Here is a 17,438-nt window from a genome sequence, read left to right as displayed (position 1 = left end):
TCCTCAGTCCAAGCCGAGTGCGAGTCGCGTCTTTTTCGGCAAGCCCGCTGCGACCAGTTGATGACTGCGGCGGATGCGCTCTCGAAGTTGCGGCTCGGGCAGCGCCGCGGTGTCGGACAGCCGCACCCAATGACGTTTGGCGAAGTAGGGTGCCTGCGCGATGCCGTCGATCTCGGTGAGCGCGTCGAACTCCTCCGGCGGACATTTGAAGCACACGCCTTCCAGCAATTGCCCGTCGAGCGAGAGCACGAGGAAGACCTTGCCCGAGACCTTGTAGACGAGCCCGCCCCACTGGGCGACGACGGTCACATGAGGCAGCGCGAGCGTGAAAGCCTGCAAACGATCGAGGAGCACAACCCGGTTTCAGCACGCCCGGTGCTGGGCTGCACGCCGAAACTGACCGCCTTTCCCTCCCGGCCATGCTCCGCCCAAGCGCCGCGCATTTCGGCAATGTTCGCAATGCGAACACTCATGCCCGAATACGCTTTGAGCCGACTGGCCCGCTTCGGCCCAGCGTCGAGACGTTGCTCTGGAAAGGCGCAGGGGCGCGATTGGGCGTGGCTGCTCAGCTGTAGGTTGCGGTCGGCTGGCGCGCCACCGACTGAAACAACCGCGCTGTGGCGGCAAAGAGGGCGGCGAAGAAGGCGTTGGCTCCGATCACGCGCGCGATGGGGATGTCCGGCTCCACGCGCCAGAGCAGGAGCGCGATCGCCGGCACGAGCAGTTGCGCGGCAGCCATCGCGAAGAACGTGCGTGCCATGCCGCCGGGTCGGAAACCGGTCGCGAGGGAGCCGATGACGCCGATGGCGAGCACGCCGAGATACATCGCGTTGGCCGGATGGTTTTCGCGGCCGACGAGGCCGACGGCGAGGTTCACCCACGTCATGAAAAGCGTCGTGCCCACCGCGGCGAGGGCGGCGAGGCGAGCGATGGGGTTGCCGGCACGGCGAAACAGAAAACGGAACGCGAGTCCGGCGCTGGCCAGCACGACGTAGGCGACGGCGAAGTCGGAGCCGGTCCATCTCACCTCGTCGGTGAATCGCATGGCGATCAGCGGCGCGAGCAAGAGCAGGGCAGGGACGAAGAGCGCGGCGAGCAGAAGTCGGTCTTTGATCATGCAGCGAGCCTGCCGGTCGACCGTGAAACGACGATGAAGTCGGCGTGAATTCGTCTGGGAGAATGTCCTGGGAACCGCTCGCGCGGCGCCGGTGCGTCACACATCAGCCGCCGTCGCGCTCCGGTCCGTCTTCGCGGCCAGGCAGCCGCGCAGGCGGCAGTCGACGCGCAGGATATGGTGTCTCATCCACGCGGCCGATTCGCGGTGGATGTCCTCCACCAGGCTCGGAGTCGGGCCCGACAGACAAAGCAGCTGCGTCCAGCCGTCGAGCTTGCGGGCGAATTCCTGGTGCGCTGCGCAGTTCTCCGCGTGGGCGTTGCAGCCGGTGTGCGCCATGGTGAGCTCCTCGCGTTGGAAATGGGCGAGTGCGTGGTCGTGCAGCAGTTGGAGCAGCTCAGCGGCGCGATTCGCCGGCGCTCCCGCGGCGAATGCCGCCTTGAGGGCCGCGATGCGGCGGAAAAATTCCCGATGATCCGCATCGATCTGCGGATCTCCGGTTTCGAATCGCTCGCTCCAGTCGGTCATGGGGAAATGGAGCCGCGGGCGAATTTGCCAGCGGTTATTTCCAAATCGACGCGATGAGCGGGCCGCCTGCGCATTTATTGGCAAATCGTGCGAACGGACGCGCGGGTGCATCGCCGTGTCCTAATCGCGCGATGCCGTAATCCCACCGGAGTGGACGACGTCTTTCGGACATGACCCTGTCGTTCACCGCTCTCCTCCGGCACGCGCTGTTTGTTGCCAGCGCCGCCGTTTCGTCCGGAGCGGCCGACCAGCCGGATCGGTCGCTCGCGTTTCCGACCGCGGAGGGCTACGGACGCTTTGCCCAAGGCGGGCGCGGCGGGCGCGTCATTGCGGTCACGAACCTCGACGACTCCGGTCCCGGCAGCCTGCGCGCCGCCGTGGAGGCGGAAGGTCCGCGCACGGCCGTGTTCGAGGTGTCGGGCTTGATTCAGTTGAAATCGAAACTCGTGGTGCGCGCAGCGAACTCGAACCTCACCGTCGCTGGCCAGACTGCGCCGGGCCTCGGCGTCTGCCTCGCGAACTACAACTTCGGCATCCTCGGCGCGCACGACGTCATCATCCGCTACCTCCGCGTGCGCCCCGGCAACACCTCGGGCACGACACTCGATGGCATGGGCCTGGCGGGCGCCGACAACTGCATCATCGACCACTGCTCGATCAGCTGGACGCTCGATGAGGCATTCAGCTCGCGCGGCGCGCACAACATCACGCTCCAGCGCACGCTCATTTCCGAGGCGCTCAACGCCGCCGGACACAAAAACTATCCGCCCGGCACGCAGCACGGCTACGCCGCGAGCATCGGGGGCGACATCGGCAGCTTCCACCACAACCTCCTCGCGCACTGCTCGGGTCGCAACTGGAGCCTCGCCGGCGGACTCGACAAGAACAACGGCCACACCTACGCCGGCCGCCTCGATCTGCGAAACAACGTCGTCTACAACTGGAAAAATCGCGCGACCGACGGCGGCGCGCACGAAGTGAACTTCGTCGCAAATTACTACAAGCCCGGTCCGGCCACGAAATTCTTCTTCGCGCTGAACGCCCAATACGGCGGCTTCCCCGGCACGCAGCGGTATCACGTCGCCGGCAACGTCATGCCCGGGCACTTCGTCGCCGACGAGCCGGACAAGGCGCGCACCGCCACCACCGAGCGCGGCGGGCGCCTGCCGGAAAACTACAGTCCGTGGTCCGATACCGAGTTTTTCCCGCCGCACGTGCGCACGCAAACGGCGGACGAAGCCTACCCGGACGTGCTCGCGAACGTCGGCTGCAATTTCCCCGCCCTCGATCCGCACGACCGGCGCGTGATCGCCGAGGTCCGTTCCGGCACCGCGCAGTTCAAGGGTAGCAAGACCGGCCTGCCGGGCCTGCCAGATTCGCAGGACGATGTGGGCGGCTGGGACAACTATCCGGAAGTGCATCGTCCCGCCGGTTGGGACACCGATGGCGATGGCATCCCCGATGCATGGGAAACCGCGCACGGTCTCGATCCGCAGCACGCTGCCGATGGCGCCGCCATCCGCGCAGGGTCAGGCTACACGAACTTGGAAATTTATCTGAACTCGCTCGTCGGCGAAGCGCCCGCGAGCTGACGCGCGGCGCGCGACCACGGCTTTCGCGCGCGCGGGCACGATCAACGGCGCGCGCGCGGCTCGGCATCGAGTTCCTGCTGCAGTTTCTCCACTTCCTGGAGCAGCCGCACGAATTTCCGGCCGAACTCGGTGAGCCGGTATTCGACGCGCGGCGGGATCTCGGCGTAAGGCACGCGTTCGAGCAGTCCGGCGCTGGTGAATTTCCGCAGGCGATCGCTGAGCACTTTGGTGCTGATGCCGGCGATGTGCCGCTCCATCGCGCCGGGACGATTCACGCCGTCGGTCACCGCGCGCAGCACGCTGATCGTCCAGCGGCAGCCGATGACTTCCTCGAGCAATCTCTCCACCCGCCGCGTCTTCAGCTTGGGCATGATGGTCAAAAATTTTTTGTCGCTGTCGTTCATAAAGACACACCGAAAAGTGCGTATCCCCGCGATTTGTGCCCACTGTGGGAAAACGAAAATCCGTGAGATAGTGGCACGTCGCAGCCCTGCATCTTTGCAGGGCCGACACAACAAAGAACCCATCACGATATGAAAACTGCCATTGTCATTCTTTCCGATCCGAAAGCCGGTGAGGAAGCTCTCGGCCGCGCCTTCAACGGTCTCGCGGTCGCTCACGCCGCGCTGCAGGCCGGCGACACCGTCGAGGTCGTCTTCAACGGCGCCGGCACGCGCTGGCCGGAGGAACTCGTCAAGGTTTCGCACCCCGCCAACGGCCTCTACAACGCCGTGCGCGAAAGCGTCCGCGGCGTCTCCTGCGGTTGCGCGGCCGTGTTCGGCGCGACCGAAGGCGCGCAGGCGAGCGGCGCGAAACTGCTCAAGGACTTCGCGCTCCCCGGCACGCCGGGCATCTCCGATCTCCGCCGCTATCTCGCCGAAGGCTGGCAGACCCTCGTGTTCTGAGCGCCGCGCTTCATCTCCATCCTCCTCTCACAATCCCAATCCACATGAAATTCATTCGTCGTTCCCTCCTTCTTCTCGGCCTCGGCTCGCTGCTGAGCGTCGTCGCTTCCGCCGCCGCCACGATCGTGAACGCGGACAGCCACTCGAACATCGCGCTCCAGGCCTACGATCCCGTGGCGTTTTTCACCGACCACAAGCCGATGAAGGGCAGCCCGTTCATCGCCGCGGAGCACGCGGGCCACACCTACCTTTTCGCTTCCGAGGAGCACAAGGCCGAGTTCCTGCGCCAGCCCGCGAAGTATCTGCCGGCCTACGGCGGCTACTGCGCCTTCGGCGTGTCCATCGGCAAGCTCTTCCCCGTCGAAATCGAGACGTGGGAGATCATCGATGGCCGGCTCGTCCTCCAGTTCAGCAACGACATCAAGCGCACTTTCGCCGAGGACAAGGCGGGCAATCTCCGCAAGGCCGAGGCCAACTGGCCGGAGCTCGTCGCGCGAGAGACCAAGTAACGGGTCGCAGGCCGGCGCAGGGAGCGCAAGGGGCACAGCGCCGGCCTGCATTTTTCTCCCATGACCGAAAAGTTTCTCGAAGTCACCGGCACGCCGTCGGTCCGCGCGGCGCGCGAACGCTACTACGGCCCGGCGCGCGCGGAACGGCCGGCGCCGGCGCACGATCCGCTCGGGCCCGACGAGATCGAGTTCATCGGCCGCCGCGACAGCTTCTACCTCGCGACCGTGAGCGAAACCGGCTGGCCCTACATGCAGCACCGCGGCGGACGTCCCGGATTTCTGCGCGTGCTCGCACCGGATCGCCTGGCCTTCGCCGACTACAAGGGTAACCGCCAGCTGCTCTCGACCGGCAACCTCGACGTGAACGATCGCGCCGCGCTCTTCCTGATGGATTACCCGCGCCGCCAGCGCCTGAAGATTCTCGGCCACGCGCGCACCGTCGATGCGCGGGAGCACCCCGAGCTGCTGGCCGAGCTCGCCGAGCCGGCGGTGCATCGCACGATCGAACGCTTTTTTTTCATCGACGTCGTCTCGCACGACTGGAACTGCCCGAAATACATCACCCCGCGCTACACGACCGAGGAGATCGCGGAGCTGACCGCGCCTCTCCGACAACGCATCGCCGAACTGGAACAACAACTCGCCCGCACCTCCGCATGAATATCCGCCCGCCCGTCCCGCCCTTCGATGAAGCTTCCGCGCGCCTCAAGGTGCAAGCGGCCGAAGACGCCTGGAACAGCCGCGACCCGGAACGGGTGGCGCTCGCCTACACCGAGCACTCCGAGTGGCGCAACCGGTCGGAATTCTTCAGCGGCCGCGCCGCCATCGTCGCGTTCCTGCGCCGCAAGTGGGCGCGCGAGCTCGACTATCGCCTGAAGAAGGAGCTCTGGACTTTCGGCGGCAATCGCATCGCCGTGCGCTTCGAGTATGAGTGGCACGACGCCTCCGGCCAATGGTATCGCTCCTACGGCAACGAGAACTGGGAGTTCGCCGCCTCCGGCCTGATGGCGAGCCGTTTTGCGAGCATCAACGATCTGCCGATTCATCCGATGGAGCGCCGGCTCTGAGCGGGAATAAACTCGCTCCGCGGCGCATCCGTATGGGCGAGCGCGGCTGCCGCCTGCGCGTCCGCGTTCCCACCAACGTCATCCCCGCCGCCGATTCATGAGTGAGAAAACTGTCGCCGCACCGCCGGCTCCCTTCTGGAGTCTTGCCCCTTACCGCCCCTGCGCGCTGCTGCCGCTGCGGTTGATCGTCGGCTACGGCTTCCTCGCCCACGGCATCGCCAAGCTCCAGCGCGGACCGGAACTGTTTATCGCGACGCTCGACGGACTCGGCGTGCCGCTCGCGCCGCTCATGGGCTGGCTGACGATCGTCGTGGAAGTTCTCGGAGGGCTGGCGGTGCTGCTCGGCGCCTTCACGCTCCTCGTGAGCGTGCCGCTGGCGATCATCCTGCTCGTCTCGATTTTCGCGGTGCACCTGCCTTTCGGCTTCAGTTCGATCAAATTGCAGTCCGTCACCGAGGCCGGGCCTAAATTCGGCCAGCCGGGCTACGAGATGAGCCTCCTGTATCTCGCCGGGCTGGTGAGCTTGGTATTGAGCGGCCCCGGGCCATGGTCGATCGATCGGCGGCGCGAACAGCGCCGGCAAACTTCGCAATCCGTAGTCCAATGAGCACCATGCATCGCCGTCAATTCCTCCAACTCTCCGTCCAAGCCGCAGCGGCAGTCGCCCTCGCCCGAGCGGCGACGCCGTCGCCCGAGGCGCCGCGCCGCACGCGGTTTCGCGCGATCGCCTTCGACGGTTTCCCCGTGCTCGATCCGCGCCCGGTCTTCGCTCTCGCGGAGGAACTTTTTCCCGGCCGCGGGGCGGCGTTGTCGGACGCGTGGAAAACGCGGCAATTCGAATACTCGTGGCTGCGTGTCGCCGGCGGGCACTACGTGGATTTCTGGCAGGTGACCGAAGACGCGCTCGTTTATGCGGCCCACGTGATCGGCGTGGAGTTGACCGCCGAGAAGCGCGCGCGGCTGATGGACGCGTGGCTGCGGCTGAAGACGTGGCCAGAAGTCCTGCCGGTGCTGCAACGCTTCCGCGCCGCCGGCATCACCTGCGTGTTCCTGTCCAATTTTTCCCCACGCATGCTCTCGGCTGCCGTGGAGAGCGCCGGTTTGGCGGGCCTCATCACGCAGTCCCTCAGCACGGACGCCGTGCGCACCTTCAAGCCGGACCCGCGCGCCTACCAGCTCGGCGTCGATGCACTCGGCTTGCCGGTCAACGAAATCCTCTTCGCCGCTTTCGGCGGCTGGGACGCCAGCGGGGCGAAATGGTTCGGCTATCCCACTTTTTGGGTGAATCGCCTGAAGCAGCCGGTCGAAGAACTCAGCGCCGTCCCGGACGGCATCGGCCACAATCTGCTCGATCTCGAGCGCTTCGTGTTCGAAGCCTGAACCGATCTTCACGGGCGGGCGCGATTCTCCTGCGATGAATTTTTCACCTCCCCTCGAGTGGACCGTCCGGCCTCTGACCGCGCCGGATCGGGCCGGCTTGCTGCGACTGGATGCGGACAACTATCCGTCGGTGCAATCGCTGGACGCCGCGGCGCTGACGCGCTTGCTCGCGCAAGGCGCGCGCCCCTTCGTGGCCGTGGACGAACGGGGCGAAGTGCTCGGCTACCTCATGGCCTTTTCCAGCCGCTCGGAATATAACGGCAGCGAAATGGTCGCGCTGCGCCGGCGGGTGGGGGAGCCGTTTTTCTATATCTGGGAAGTGGTGATCGCGCCCGCGTGGCGCCGGCAGGGCATGGGCCGCGCCTTCTACGCCGCGATCGCGGACGTCGCCCGGCGCGAAGGCGTGCGGGTCCTCTGCTGCGGCGTGAACCTCGATCCGCCGGATCGGAACGCCTTTGCGTTCCACCACGCGCTGGACTTCACGGAGATCGGTTCCAGCACGGCGTCGAACGGCTTCACGCTCGCGTTCCTCGGCAAGCTGCTGTGAGGCCGCGGCGCCCGGCTCCGCGCTGACGCGCTCCGCTCGCGAAGTTGACGGCCGAAAGCGCCGCCGAACGGCGCGCTACACGCGCAGCAAGCCGCGGAAGCCGCGGCCGCTGTAGTAGGAATCCGCGCCGTTGTGGCCGATGAAGACGCGGTTGTAGCGGCGGTCGCCGTAGATGGCGCCGCCGAGCGCGCGGATTTCCGGCGGCGTCCTCAGCCAGCTCGACGTCTTGGTGTCGAAATCGCCCAGTTTCTGGAGGGCAAAATAGTGCTCCTCGTCGAGCAGCTCCACGCCCATCGACTCGGCGAGTTCGGTGATGCAGCCCTTGGGCGGGAATTTCTTGCGGCCGTCCAGCGCGGCGCGGTCGTAGCACAGGCTCTGGCGTCCGGCCGGGCTTTGCGGCGCGCAATCGACGAAGAGGAGCTCACCGGTCTGCGCGTCCTGTCCGATGACGTCCGGCTCGCCGCCGGTCGCCTCCATCTGGTGCAGTGCGGCGAGCTTGGCCGGCGTGGCGTCGAGGCGCTTTTGCACGGCGGCCCACGCGAGCTTCGCGTGGCGGTTCATGTTTTTCGCGAAGCGCGCGGACAGCGTTTCCAGCAATTCCTCGCGTTGCTTCGCCGGCAGTTTCTCAGCCTTCGTGGATTTCATGGCGTGGAGGAGGGCGCCACGAAACGCGCGGGCGCGCCCGGAGGCAAACGGGAAGTCGTGCGCCCGGACGCGCATTTCGCGTCCGGGAGGGTTTCCCGGGCGCTGGGGTGCGAGTGCGCCGGCGCGGACGGCGCTCAGTTGGCCTGACGGCACTCAGTGAGTTCGAGGCCGTCGGGACGGATTTCGGTGACGGTGCCGGTGAGTTTCACCCAGTTGCCTTCGGTGAGCGTCGCGAAGAGCGGGGCCTGATCCTTGGCGAGCGTGCAGTGGATCTGGAAATTCAAGTTGTTGTATTGCCCCTCCTGTTTGATGCCGAGCAGGCCGCGCTTGGGGGTGACGAGGTAGTTGAGCTGCATCTCGCCGGTGATCGTGTTGCGGGACACGGTGTAGAGCTGGCCGTCGATCTCGTATTTGCGGCCGAGGTATTTCGCCTGGAGGGGCGCGAAGGCTTCCTGGTATTCGCCGCTGGTGGCGTAGGTGCCGGTGCCGATGAGGAATTTGCTGAGCTTGCCCTTGGCGGCCGGCCCGCTGAGCGCGCGCTTCACTTCCCGGCCGAGATCGGCGGAGAGGCGCACGGCGTCGGCGGCGATGACGCGGCCGATGCCGTGGCGCGCGCGCGCGGTGGCAGCGAGAGTCTCGCCTTCGCGGCCGGACTTCAGTCGGCCGAGCAGCGCGCAGAATTCGGATTTCACGGCGGCGGCATCGGACTTCTGGCCGCGAGCCAGCTTGACGCTGAGCGAGACATTACCGGCGCCGTCCGCATCGACCCAGAACACGAGGGCGGGATCGCTCGATGTTTGAAGAAACGAGAACCGGCCGTGGTCGCCGGTGATCACCTCGTTGCCGAGTTCATAGCCGGCGTCGCTCGCGATCTGCTGAAATTGGCCGAGTGCGCTCGAAATGCTCAGATCGGCCCGCTGGGTCTGCGCGATGAAGAGCAGACCGTTGCGTGGATCACCGACGCTGCGGAAATCGCAGGCGGTGTCACTGGCTCCGGCCGTGCCGGTGGCGAGGAGAAGCAGAGCGAGGCGGAAGAGGAATTTTCTCATGGTGGTGAGGTGAGGCAGGAGGGAAGGCGATAGGCGACGGATGCCGGCGCGCCGCGCAGCGCGCTGGCGACGGCACTATCGCAAATGCCCTGCCGGAAAACTCGCGAGATGCGCTAAGCCGTCTCGGAACGCGCCAACCCGTTCTGTTTCGGCGTGGCGATGGCCAGGCGGGACGCGGGGTGAACGCCGTCCGCCCGGGCGCTGCGGGCTGGGGCTCCGGCTCCGCGCCGGCAGGAGGGTGTGGCCGTTGCTGCGCCCGAACCCGGGGGCGATTTGTAATATCGCGGGTGGTGGAAATCCGCTACAAGGACCGCCGTGCAAATCGCTCTCGTCGTCCTGATCGTTCTCGTCGTCATCGGGCTCATCGTGCTCGGGCGCTGGGTGGCGCGGCAGCGCACGAAGGCGATGGCGGCGCTCGCGGCCCGGCTCGGTCTCGGCTTTCGCGCGGACGAGGACCCCGAGAACGCGGCGCGTCTCGAGTTTCTCGACAAGCTCGACCAAGGCTCAAACCGCTACCTCTTCAACTGCCTCGACGGCGTGTATCAGGGCGAACGGGTGATGGCGTTCGACTACCACTACGAGACGTATTCCCACTCCAAGGGAGGCCGGCAAACGCACCACCACTACTTCACGGTCGTGATGCTGGTCCTGCCGCGCTCTTTCCCCGAGCTGCTGATTTCGCCCGAGGGTTTGCTGTCGAAGCTCGCGCAGGCTGTCGGCTACGAGGACATCGACTTCGAGTCGGCGGAGTTTTCGCGGGCGTTCTGCGTCCGCAGTCCCGACAAGAAATTCGCTTACGACGTCTGCCACGGACTGATGATGGAATACCTGCTGCGGCACCGCGACCTCTCGATCGAGCTGGAGGGTAACGTGCTGGCGCTGCTGTTCGATTCCCGGCTCGAGCCGGACGAGATCGAAAGGCGCCTGGGCGAGTTGCTCGAAATCCGCCGCCTGTTGCCCGAGTATCTTTTCTCTTCTGCCCCATGATCGTCCTGCTGCTGGTCCTCGTCCTCGCGCCGCTGCTCTGGGTGGCGGTGCAATACAACGCGCTCGTCAACCTGCGCAACTACGTTGCCAACGCGTGGGCCAACATCGATACCGAGCTGAAGCGGCGCTACGATCTCATCCCGAACCTCGTCGAGACCGTGAAAGGCTACGCGGCCCACGAGCGCGCCACGCTCGAGCGCGTGGTCGAGCTGCGCAACCGCTGCGCCGCCAACCACGGTCCGGTTGCCGCGCAATCTGCCGACGAAACGGGCCTCGTGGCCGCGTTGCAGCAGTTGCTGGTCGTGGTGGAGAATTACCCGCAGCTGAAGTCCGACCAGAATTTCCGCGCGTTGCAGACCGAGCTGATCAACACCGAGAATCGCATCCAGGCCGCGCGGCGATTCTACAACGGCAACGTCCGCGACTTCCGGAACCGCTGCGAAACCTTCCCCAGCAATCTCGTGGCGCGGGCCTTCGGTTTCGAACCGGCGGACTTCTTCACCGTGCCGCCAGCGGTCAAGGAAGCGCCGAACGTGCAGTTCTGAGCCGCGCGGCGACTGCTCCGGCTCGTTGTCGGCCGCGCGGAGCCTTCGGCTGGGAATAAGTCGGTGGCCGCAGTCTCGTATGGCGATGTCCTTGGAAAACATCGCCCGTCGCTCCGACTCCTCCGCGGAGGCTCCGACCTGGAGCCTGCGTCCGCTGACCGCGGCCGACCACGAAGCGTTGCTGCGGCTCAATGCCGGAAACCGGCCGGCCGTCGCGGCGGTGGAAGCCGGCGACTTGCCGTGGCTGCTGGCGGGCGAGGGGCATCGTCTCGTGGCCGTCGATTCATCCGGGCAAGTGCTCGGCTACCTCCTCGCGTTCCCACGCGCGTCGAGTTACGACGACTCCGAGATGAACGAGCTGCGTCGGTTGATCGCCGAGCCGTTCTATTACATCTGCCAGGTCGCGCTCGCGCCCGAGCATCGCGGGCGCGGCATCGGACGGGCCTTCTACGCCGCGGTGGCGGAGACGGCGCGCGCGCAAGGAGCGCGTTACCTTTGCTGCGACGTCAATCTCGACCCGCCCAATCCCGAGTCGCACGCGTTCCACCGCCGGCTCGGCTTCCGGCAGCTCGCCGACGGCTTCGCATCCAACGGATTCAAGATCGCGTATCTCGTCTGCGATTTGTGAGCCGAGGCGCGGCAGCTACGCCGCCGGAGGTCTGGCCGCGGAGCGTGTCGCGATCTGAAATCCGAGGCGCGTGTCCGCCGGCTGACATTTCATCCGTCGATTCGAGGAACGAAGCACAACTGACTCGCCCGAACCATCATCCTTGGAGGTCTCATGCCGCGCTACCTGATCACGATTTTTCATCCCGACAACTACGACCCCTCGACGGAGGATGCGACGATGGACCACGCGATCGACGTGCTCAACGAAGCGATGGTCGCCCAAGGCATTCGCGTCTTCGTCGGCGGATTGCACCCGGCGCGCACTGCGCGCTCGCTCCGGCCGGCCGGTGGCGGCGAAGTGCGCGTGAGTGACCGCTCGTATCTGCCGACCCAGGAACACATCGGCGGGTTGTGGGTGATCGAAGCGAAGGACCTCGCCGAGGCGCAGGAGTGGGGTCGCAAGGCTGTGCTCGCGTGTCGCACCGCGGTCGAGGTGCGGCAATTTCACTGAGCGCCTTGCCATGATCGGGCGCAGGCTAGGCGCACCTCGTTCATGCTCGTCGCGCGATACCGGATGGAAATCGTGCGGATCTGGGCGATCGTCTCATTGTTCAGATCTCGCGCTTGAACGTATGCGATAGGGTGGGCTTTCCCTTCGCCGCCCCAACCTCCAGCGCCATGGCCCTCCCCTCCGCCGCCCCGCTCGAAACCGTCTCGTCCGCCCGCCTGTGGACCAGCCACATCCTCACCGCGCTCCTCGCCTTGTTCCTCCTGTTCGACTCGATCACCAAGATCATCCGCGTCGAGCAAGTGGTGAAGGCGAACGTGACGCTCGGCGTCGCCGAACACCTCGTGCTGCCGATCGGCTCCCTGTTGCTCGCCTGCACGATCATCTACCTCGTGCCGATGACCTCGCTCCTCGGCGCCGTGCTGCTCACCGGCTATCTCGGCGGCGCCATCGCGATCCACGTGCGCGCCGGCAGCGGCACGTTCCCCGTGGTGTTCACGCTCGTCACGGCCCTGCTGGTCTGGGTGCCGCTCGTGTTGCGCGAGCCGCGCCTCGGCGCGTTGATCGCATTCCGTCGCTGGTGATTTTCCGCCATGTCCTTCCAAGCCTACCTCGACAACATCCAAGCGAAGACCGGCCAGAGCCCGGCCGATTTCCGCGCGCTCGCCGCGAAAAAGGGCTTCACACGCGACGGCACGATCGCGCCCGGCGTGAAGGCCGGCGAGATCGTCGCCTGGCTGAAGGCCGACTTCAAACTCGGCCACGGCCACGCCATGGCGATCTTCGCCCTGCTCAAGGGCAAGAAATCCTGACCGCGCGCCGCGCGGCTCACGGCCCTGCCGGACTTGTTCGCCGGAGCTTCAGCGTAGGCTGATGTGCGCTTCGGGTCCGCGGTGCGGGCATGGCTCTCGGGAATCTCGCCGAGCGAGCCGTGTGGAGAATCGCCAAAATTCGGAAGGGAACACCGAACCGGTTTAACCACGAATGCTCCGCCTACCGGCTGCGCTACAGTGTGCGGCTACACCTGATCGGCTCCGCCAGGTGGCTTCGGGGGTCGGCTAATCGCCGACTGACAACCGAACTTGCCTGCTCGCCAGCGGCGATTAGCCGCTCCCCGGAACCAAATTCGAAGCCGATTAGGCGGAGGGGATCTTCAAGCGGAGCCGGTAGGCGAAGCATCAGTGGTTAATTTTCTTGGACTCGAAGTTTGAGAGGTTACCCGATCCGCCTAAACACAGAGATCGCGGAGGACGCGGAGAAAGGCGACGCGGAGGGGATCGAACCCTCTGTGCTCTCTGTGTCCTCTGTGTTGAAAAAGTGGCGCGGTGAACCGAGCTACCGGACTTGTCAGCCGAAGCTTTAGCGAAGGCTGATGCGGGCTTCGCCTTTGGGGGTGAGGGCGTAGAGTTTTTCGGCGCGGCGATGCTCGATGAGGCCGGCCTTGAGCCAGGCGGCGAGCTGCTTCTGGCCGGCGGTGCGGGCGTGGCTCTCGGGGATCTCGCCGAGCGAGCCCATGAACAGCGTGCGGAGTTTGAAGGCGTCGGGGGATTTGGAGAGGGGCATGAGGTCGGCGGGAGCGGAGTGTGGAGAGTGGGGCGCGGAAATTTAGCCGCGAGGAGCGCCGGGGTTTTTGACCACGGATTGCGCAGATGTCACGGATGGATGCCCGAAGCGTGGCGGACTTGTCCGCCGTAGCCTTGGCGAAGGCGGATCCGTTTCATTCGTGAGAGTCGTGGTGAAACAGACGACATCGAGCGCGGCGTGCCGTTCGGCTCGGTCCAGCGGATGAAACTCCGGACGATGGGTGCGCGTCTCTTGCCGCGACTGGCCGACCCCAACCCCAAAAACCAAATGCGTCGTATCCCTCGCCTGTCCTCGACCTTCGCCGCGCTGTTGGTGCTTTCCGTGGCGTCGGCGTCTGCCTTCGCCGTCACGCTCCAGGACTACGCCCGCGACCATCCGCTCACCCTTTTTATCGCAACGAAAGGCGCGGTGATGCCCACGGCGATCGACCAGACGAACAACCTCCAGGAGGGCGACCGCGCGCTGTTGCTCTCCGGCTTGGACCTCACCGACCTGACCGGGCTGAGCGAGCTGACCGTCGACGACGCCGGACAAAAGCGTCCGATCACCGAGGTCGCCCACCTTCATCTCTTCCTGAATCGCAACCGGATCGAGTCGCTGCCGGAAGAGCTCGGTCGCCTGAAGCAGGTCAAATTCCTCTACCTCGAATTCAACCGGCTGCAGACCCTGCCGCTCGCCCTGCGGCAAATGGATGCGCTCGAGGGAATGTATTTCACGTCGAACCGCTTCACGACCGTGCCGCCCTTCGTCTACACGATGAGGAAACTGAAGAAACTCCAGTTCTCCAGGAACCAGCTGAGCGAGCTGCCCCCGGAGATCGGCCATCTCACCGAATTGCGGCACTTGAATCTCTCGGGCAACCGCATCGCGACCGTGCCCGCCACCATCGGCAGGCTGACCCGGCTGCGGGTCTGCGATCTTTCGGACAACCAGATCAGCGAGTTGCCGACCGAGTTTGGTCAGGTGAAAATCGTCAACCAGCTGCGGGTCCGCAATAATCCGCTGACCACGCTGCCCGAGGGCTTCGCCGACATGCGGGCGACGATCGACATCACCGGGACGAAGATCGATCCGGCGAAACTCTCTCCCGGCTTGCGGGCGAGGATCGGCACCGAGAAGCCGCCCGGCTCGAAGCCGGACGGCAAGATCATCGTCCGATCGCCGGCGAAGTAAATCCGGCACGAGCAGGCCGCCGAAAGCGCACGGCCGTTGGCGGCGCCGGAGTTTTTGACCACGGATTGCGCGGATGGCACGGATGGAGGGCCGAGGGAAGGCGGACCGGTCAACCGGAACCCTGGGGAGTCTGGTCCGTGTGATCCGTGAAATCCGTGGTGAAATAGACGGCGTCGGGCGCGTCGCGCCGTGCGACTGTCAAGAGTCAAGCCATGACCCCGTCGGCTCGCGGCGGGAGCGGGTCAAATCCCGAACCGGCGCGAAACGCTGGGACACAGAGAGCGCGGAGGAGACACAGAGCAGAGGGAGGCCGACAGCGGCAACGGGCGCGGCGTCGTGCTCCGTGTTCTCCGGTTTGCCTCGGTGCTCTCTGTGGCGAGATCGGAATCTGCCGAGGCGAGGACGGCGTCGAACGCAGTTCCGGCCGCCGATGTCAGTCAATAGCCAAGCCATGACCCCATCGGCTCCGCCCGGGCACCTTCGGCTCGGGCCAGGGCTTGCCAGGTTGGGAACGCACGCATTTTCTCCCTGCATGACGAAGGAGGCCGACCGGGTGGAACTCGTCCGATTTTTCGTATTCACGCTGGCGTCGACCTGGCTGCTTTGGCTGCCGTTGGTGCTGTCCGGTCAGGGGCTGGGCTGGCTGCCCGTAACGCTACCGATGCCGTGGGTGCTGCCGGGGACGTTTTGTCCGACGCTGGTGGCTCTATGGTTGCACCGGCGCGCCACCGGCAACTGGCGGGCGTTCACGCTCTGGCCCGGCGCGGTGCCGTTTGGCGTCGGCTTGGGCACGGGAGCGCTGCTGATTGTGTTCGCCTTCGTGGTCGCGCCCGGTTGCTGGCTGGCGCAGGGCGGGCCTGGTAGTGTCTCTTGGGCCGCGCTGGCAGGCTATCCGGCGGCCACTTGGCGGGCCCTCATGATGGCCGGCCCGTTGGGCGAGGAGGCGGGCTGGCGCGGCTACGCGCTGCCGCGTCTGCAACGATGCTTCGGGCCATGGCGGGGCACGCTGGTCCTCGGTGCGCTGTGGGCCGGGTGGCACTTGCCGCTTTTTCTGATCCCAGGGTATGGGGGCGGGTCGTTTGTGAACTATCTGGCGCTCGTCGCCGCGCTGGCCTTCGTGATGACGACCGCGCGGAACCTTTCCCGTGGCAGTGTGCTCGTAGCCATCCTGCTGCATGCCGTGTTCAACGCCTCCGGCGCGATCCTCGGCGGTTTTATCGGCGAAGGCGGCGTGCGCCCAAGCAGCGCGCCGCTCACCACCATCATCGTCTGCTTCTGGGTGTTGGCCGGCGTGCTGCTCGTCGTCACGCGCGGCCGGCTGGCCTGGCGCCAGGCACCTGCACCGGCTGATCCGCAGCCGGTCGTGGTTCACCTCCCCCGGGGTTAGCCGATCAACCAACAACGGCCTGACCCCGTCGGTTTGCCGCGTGAATAAACTGTGTCGAGCGCGGCGCGGCGACGACGTCAGTCAAGAGTCAAGCTATGACCCCGTCGGCTCGGCCCGGATGGATGTCCGTTGCATGATCTGTGTTGACCGTGAAATCCGTGGTGAAGAATCGGCGTCGAGCGCGGCGCGCTGCTCGGTCAGTCAAGAGTCAAGCCATGACCCCATCGGCTCGACCATGACCCCATCGGCTCGACCCGGATGGAGGACCGAGGGAAGACGGACCTGTCAGCCGGAGCCTTGGCGGAGTCTGATCCGTGTGATCGGTGAAATCCGTGGTGAAATACGGGGCGTCGGACGCGGCGCGAGTTTCTGCAACAAGCATCGGACTGATTCCGGCCGGATTGCAGCGGATGCCCGATGCAACACGCAACGGCCTGACCCCGTCGGCTCGGCCGCAGGTTTCAAGATTGCGCAAATCGCACCAGTTCGGTTGCGTCAATCTTCGTGCTAGAGAAGCTCACAGCTATTGTCTCATTTTTCTCGGATAGCGTCAGCCTCGTTCTCGGGCTGATTGCCCTCTATGCGCTGATTTTCCATCGCGAAAAAATATCAGCTTTTGGTCGAATTCTAGCTCATACGCTCGTTGGAGAGAGGATGAAAAAAATCAAAGGCGCGTTGGCACGACTTGACTCTCTCAATTTCGAGGTGAAAGAGGACAAGCGAGAGATTCTGGCACTTCTTGGCGAGCTTGCTGGGATGATCCGTCTCCTTGGTGATGGAAATGCGCAGTTCAAGGTGTGCTACGATGAACTCATTCGTTTCGCTGACGGTTTGGAACAACTTTCGGAACCCAAAAAAAGGCGACTGTCCGAGCAGTTGCACGCACTCCTGGATGAACAAACGCTAGGAGCTGCAATTACATTACTTAAGGAACACCATGGACCCAAGAGCGATTGAAGTGATGAAGCGTGTCCTGCGGGATATCGGATCCGTTTCGGATATTCACCTCCAAGATACGGAATTCTATTTCCGCTACCGTGGTATGGCGATGTCCGTTCTACATGGTCCTCACAGGACCTCGGAATACGGACCGTTTTCTTTTTATCTTTATCCTAAGTCTGTAGGAATTCCGCTTTCTGCTATCGCTCACGAAGCGAATAATCGCGGAATGAAAGAGCCTGAAATGTTTTCGTTTAATTCGGCTGACTTTCGTGGCGAGGATCAACGGGTTTTTGAGGAACTGTATGCGGCGCTGCGTCGGAAGCACCTCAACATCGACGGGGTTTTTGATCAACTCCTCTCCTAAGGA

Annotated in this window: 25 protein-coding genes; 18 read left to right on the top strand and 7 right to left on the bottom strand. The window is 65.0% G+C overall.

From position 1 onward, the window contains the following. Positions 1–3: 3 nt before the first annotated feature. The 3 genes from KF715_18235 to KF715_18225 all read right to left on the bottom strand — a co-directional run bounded on the left by KF715_18235 (position 4) and on the right by KF715_18225 (position 1,642). Entirely contained in the window at positions 4–354 is a 351-nt protein-coding gene (locus tag KF715_18235; protein MBX3738639.1) for an MmcQ/YjbR family DNA-binding protein, read from the bottom strand. 211 nt (positions 355–565) lie between these two features. After that, positions 566–1,117 carry a hypothetical protein gene (locus KF715_18230; GenBank protein MBX3738638.1) on the bottom strand — a complete coding sequence of 184 codons (552 nt, stop codon included), beginning with the start codon at positions 1,115–1,117 and terminating at the stop codon, positions 566–568. A gap of 96 nt (positions 1,118–1,213) precedes the next feature. Then, positions 1,214–1,642, bottom strand: coding sequence for a hemerythrin family protein (locus KF715_18225; protein MBX3738637.1), 429 nt, complete (start codon positions 1,640–1,642; stop codon positions 1,214–1,216). A 170-nt stretch (positions 1,643–1,812) separates the two neighbouring features. Here KF715_18225 and KF715_18220 point away from each other — a divergent pair, with 170 nt between their 5' ends. Then, on the top strand, positions 1,813–3,234 hold the full coding sequence (locus tag KF715_18220; GenBank protein MBX3738636.1) for a hypothetical protein: 1,422 nt from the start codon (positions 1,813–1,815) through the stop codon (positions 3,232–3,234). 41 nt (positions 3,235–3,275) lie between these two features. Here the strand turns inward: KF715_18220 and KF715_18215 are convergent, their stop codons facing one another. Next, positions 3,276–3,605, bottom strand: a complete 330-nt coding sequence (locus KF715_18215; protein ID MBX3738635.1) for a winged helix-turn-helix transcriptional regulator — start codon at positions 3,603–3,605, stop codon at positions 3,276–3,278. Positions 3,606–3,767: 162 nt separating this feature from the next. Here KF715_18215 and KF715_18210 point away from each other — a divergent pair, with 162 nt between their 5' ends. The 7 genes from KF715_18210 to KF715_18180 all read left to right on the top strand — a co-directional run bounded on the left by KF715_18210 (position 3,768) and on the right by KF715_18180 (position 7,642). Next, positions 3,768–4,139 carry a DsrE family protein gene (locus KF715_18210; GenBank protein ID MBX3738634.1) on the top strand — a complete coding sequence of 124 codons (372 nt, stop codon included), beginning with the start codon at positions 3,768–3,770 and terminating at the stop codon, positions 4,137–4,139. A gap of 44 nt (positions 4,140–4,183) precedes the next feature. After that, positions 4,184–4,648 carry a hypothetical protein gene (locus tag KF715_18205; protein MBX3738633.1) on the top strand — a complete coding sequence of 155 codons (465 nt, stop codon included), beginning with the start codon at positions 4,184–4,186 and terminating at the stop codon, positions 4,646–4,648. 60 nt (positions 4,649–4,708) lie between these two features. Beyond that, positions 4,709–5,308, top strand: a complete 600-nt coding sequence (locus KF715_18200) for a pyridoxamine 5'-phosphate oxidase family protein (GenBank protein MBX3738632.1) — start codon at positions 4,709–4,711, stop codon at positions 5,306–5,308. Further along, positions 5,305–5,715 (top strand): nuclear transport factor 2 family protein, encoded by a 411-nt coding sequence (locus KF715_18195; GenBank protein MBX3738631.1) that lies wholly within the window; start codon positions 5,305–5,307, stop codon positions 5,713–5,715. Before KF715_18200 ends, KF715_18195 begins: the two co-directional genes overlap by 4 nt. A 97-nt stretch (positions 5,716–5,812) precedes the next feature. Then, entirely contained in the window at positions 5,813–6,322 is a 510-nt protein-coding gene (locus KF715_18190) for a DoxX family protein (protein ID MBX3738630.1), read from the top strand. 5 nt (positions 6,323–6,327) lie between these two features. Continuing rightward, positions 6,328–7,095, top strand: a complete 768-nt coding sequence (locus tag KF715_18185; GenBank protein ID MBX3738629.1) for a haloacid dehalogenase type II — start codon at positions 6,328–6,330, stop codon at positions 7,093–7,095. A 97-nt stretch (positions 7,096–7,192) separates the two neighbouring features. Then, entirely contained in the window at positions 7,193–7,642 is a 450-nt protein-coding gene (locus tag KF715_18180; protein ID MBX3738628.1) for a GNAT family N-acetyltransferase, read from the top strand. 75 nt (positions 7,643–7,717) lie between these two features. Here the strand turns inward: KF715_18180 and KF715_18175 are convergent, their stop codons facing one another. Continuing rightward, a complete protein-coding gene (locus KF715_18175) occupies positions 7,718–8,287 on the bottom strand; it encodes a DUF4256 domain-containing protein (protein ID MBX3738627.1) in 570 nt (189 codons plus the stop codon). 134 nt (positions 8,288–8,421) lie between these two features. Continuing rightward, complete coding sequence (locus KF715_18170) at positions 8,422–9,336, bottom strand: hypothetical protein (GenBank protein ID MBX3738626.1); 915 nt, start codon at positions 9,334–9,336, stop codon at positions 8,422–8,424. Between the two features lie 315 nt (positions 9,337–9,651). On the opposite strand from KF715_18170, the gene KF715_18165 reads away from it, so the two are divergent. From KF715_18165 to KF715_18140, 6 genes are all read left to right on the top strand, one after another. Continuing rightward, a complete protein-coding gene (locus KF715_18165; protein ID MBX3738625.1) occupies positions 9,652–10,323 on the top strand; it encodes a hypothetical protein in 672 nt (223 codons plus the stop codon). Continuing rightward, the gene (locus tag KF715_18160) at positions 10,320–10,868 is read left to right on the top strand and encodes a LemA family protein (protein MBX3738624.1); all 549 of its coding nucleotides are present in this window, start codon (positions 10,320–10,322) and stop codon (positions 10,866–10,868) included. The genes KF715_18165 and KF715_18160 overlap by 4 nt, the downstream gene beginning before the upstream one ends. Before the next feature lie 85 nt (positions 10,869–10,953). Then, the gene (locus KF715_18155; protein ID MBX3738623.1) at positions 10,954–11,496 is read left to right on the top strand and encodes a GNAT family N-acetyltransferase; all 543 of its coding nucleotides are present in this window, start codon (positions 10,954–10,956) and stop codon (positions 11,494–11,496) included. A 153-nt stretch (positions 11,497–11,649) separates the two neighbouring features. Then, positions 11,650–11,988, top strand: a complete 339-nt coding sequence (locus KF715_18150; protein MBX3738622.1) for a hypothetical protein — start codon at positions 11,650–11,652, stop codon at positions 11,986–11,988. A gap of 167 nt (positions 11,989–12,155) precedes the next feature. Further along, the gene (locus KF715_18145) at positions 12,156–12,569 is read left to right on the top strand and encodes a DoxX family protein (GenBank protein ID MBX3738621.1); all 414 of its coding nucleotides are present in this window, start codon (positions 12,156–12,158) and stop codon (positions 12,567–12,569) included. Between the two features lie 9 nt (positions 12,570–12,578). After that, the gene (locus KF715_18140) at positions 12,579–12,797 is read left to right on the top strand and encodes a DUF4287 domain-containing protein (protein ID MBX3738620.1); all 219 of its coding nucleotides are present in this window, start codon (positions 12,579–12,581) and stop codon (positions 12,795–12,797) included. A 547-nt stretch (positions 12,798–13,344) separates the two neighbouring features. Here the strand turns inward: KF715_18140 and KF715_18135 are convergent. After that, on the bottom strand, positions 13,345–13,548 hold the full coding sequence (locus KF715_18135; GenBank protein ID MBX3738619.1) for a hypothetical protein: 204 nt from the start codon (positions 13,546–13,548) through the stop codon (positions 13,345–13,347). Positions 13,549–13,836: 288 nt separating this feature from the next. On the opposite strand from KF715_18135, the gene KF715_18130 reads away from it, so the two are divergent. The 4 genes from KF715_18130 to KF715_18115 all read left to right on the top strand — a co-directional run bounded on the left by KF715_18130 (position 13,837) and on the right by KF715_18115 (position 17,435). Next, positions 13,837–14,742, top strand: a complete 906-nt coding sequence (locus KF715_18130; protein MBX3738618.1) for a leucine-rich repeat domain-containing protein — start codon at positions 13,837–13,839, stop codon at positions 14,740–14,742. Positions 14,743–15,274: 532 nt separating this feature from the next. Further along, positions 15,275–16,129, top strand: coding sequence for a CPBP family intramembrane metalloprotease (locus tag KF715_18125; GenBank protein MBX3738617.1), 855 nt, complete (start codon positions 15,275–15,277; stop codon positions 16,127–16,129). Between the two features lie 504 nt (positions 16,130–16,633). After that, positions 16,634–17,086, top strand: coding sequence for a hypothetical protein (locus KF715_18120; GenBank protein MBX3738616.1), 453 nt, complete (start codon positions 16,634–16,636; stop codon positions 17,084–17,086). A gap of 4 nt (positions 17,087–17,090) precedes the next feature. Next, entirely contained in the window at positions 17,091–17,435 is a 345-nt protein-coding gene (locus tag KF715_18115; GenBank protein ID MBX3738615.1) for a hypothetical protein, read from the top strand. The last annotated feature ends 3 nt before the right edge of the window (positions 17,436–17,438 follow it).

Source organism: Candidatus Didemnitutus sp. (genome assembly GCA_019634575.1).
In the GTDB taxonomy this organism is placed as follows: Bacteria; Verrucomicrobiota; Verrucomicrobiia; order Opitutales; family Opitutaceae; genus Didemnitutus.
This window is presented reverse-complemented; position numbering and strand designations above follow the sequence as displayed.

What these genes read in the sequence shown, in the direction of transcription:
- KF715_18185 (MBX3738629.1), top strand. Translation starts at nt 6,328, where the DNA reads ATGCATCGCCGTCAATTCCTCCAACTCTCCGTCCAAGCCGCAGCGGCA.
- KF715_18115 (MBX3738615.1), top strand. Translation starts at nt 17,091, where the DNA reads ATGAAGCGTGTCCTGCGGGATATCGGATCCGTTTCGGATATTCACCTC.
- KF715_18155 (MBX3738623.1), top strand. Translation starts at nt 10,954, where the DNA reads ATGTCCTTGGAAAACATCGCCCGTCGCTCCGACTCCTCCGCGGAGGCT.
- KF715_18200 (MBX3738632.1), top strand. Translation starts at nt 4,709, where the DNA reads ATGACCGAAAAGTTTCTCGAAGTCACCGGCACGCCGTCGGTCCGCGCG.
- KF715_18150 (MBX3738622.1), top strand. Translation starts at nt 11,650, where the DNA reads ATGCCGCGCTACCTGATCACGATTTTTCATCCCGACAACTACGACCCC.
- KF715_18215 (MBX3738635.1), bottom strand. Translation starts at nt 3,605, where the DNA reads ATGCCCAAGCTGAAGACGCGGCGGGTGGAGAGATTGCTCGAGGAAGTC.
- KF715_18230 (MBX3738638.1), bottom strand. Translation starts at nt 1,117, where the DNA reads ATGATCAAAGACCGACTTCTGCTCGCCGCGCTCTTCGTCCCTGCCCTG.
- KF715_18170 (MBX3738626.1), bottom strand. Translation starts at nt 9,336, where the DNA reads ATGAGAAAATTCCTCTTCCGCCTCGCTCTGCTTCTCCTCGCCACCGGC.
- KF715_18160 (MBX3738624.1), top strand. Translation starts at nt 10,320, where the DNA reads ATGATCGTCCTGCTGCTGGTCCTCGTCCTCGCGCCGCTGCTCTGGGTG.
- KF715_18130 (MBX3738618.1), top strand. Translation starts at nt 13,837, where the DNA reads ATGCGTCGTATCCCTCGCCTGTCCTCGACCTTCGCCGCGCTGTTGGTG.
- KF715_18220 (MBX3738636.1), top strand. Translation starts at nt 1,813, where the DNA reads ATGACCCTGTCGTTCACCGCTCTCCTCCGGCACGCGCTGTTTGTTGCC.
- KF715_18210 (MBX3738634.1), top strand. Translation starts at nt 3,768, where the DNA reads ATGAAAACTGCCATTGTCATTCTTTCCGATCCGAAAGCCGGTGAGGAA.
- KF715_18205 (MBX3738633.1), top strand. Translation starts at nt 4,184, where the DNA reads ATGAAATTCATTCGTCGTTCCCTCCTTCTTCTCGGCCTCGGCTCGCTG.
- KF715_18175 (MBX3738627.1), bottom strand. Translation starts at nt 8,287, where the DNA reads ATGAAATCCACGAAGGCTGAGAAACTGCCGGCGAAGCAACGCGAGGAA.
- KF715_18140 (MBX3738620.1), top strand. Translation starts at nt 12,579, where the DNA reads ATGTCCTTCCAAGCCTACCTCGACAACATCCAAGCGAAGACCGGCCAG.
- KF715_18195 (MBX3738631.1), top strand. Translation starts at nt 5,305, where the DNA reads ATGAATATCCGCCCGCCCGTCCCGCCCTTCGATGAAGCTTCCGCGCGC.
- KF715_18125 (MBX3738617.1), top strand. Translation starts at nt 15,275, where the DNA reads ATGACGAAGGAGGCCGACCGGGTGGAACTCGTCCGATTTTTCGTATTC.
- KF715_18190 (MBX3738630.1), top strand. Translation starts at nt 5,813, where the DNA reads ATGAGTGAGAAAACTGTCGCCGCACCGCCGGCTCCCTTCTGGAGTCTT.
- KF715_18135 (MBX3738619.1), bottom strand. Translation starts at nt 13,548, where the DNA reads ATGCCCCTCTCCAAATCCCCCGACGCCTTCAAACTCCGCACGCTGTTC.
- KF715_18145 (MBX3738621.1), top strand. Translation starts at nt 12,156, where the DNA reads ATGGCCCTCCCCTCCGCCGCCCCGCTCGAAACCGTCTCGTCCGCCCGC.
- KF715_18225 (MBX3738637.1), bottom strand. Translation starts at nt 1,642, where the DNA reads ATGACCGACTGGAGCGAGCGATTCGAAACCGGAGATCCGCAGATCGAT.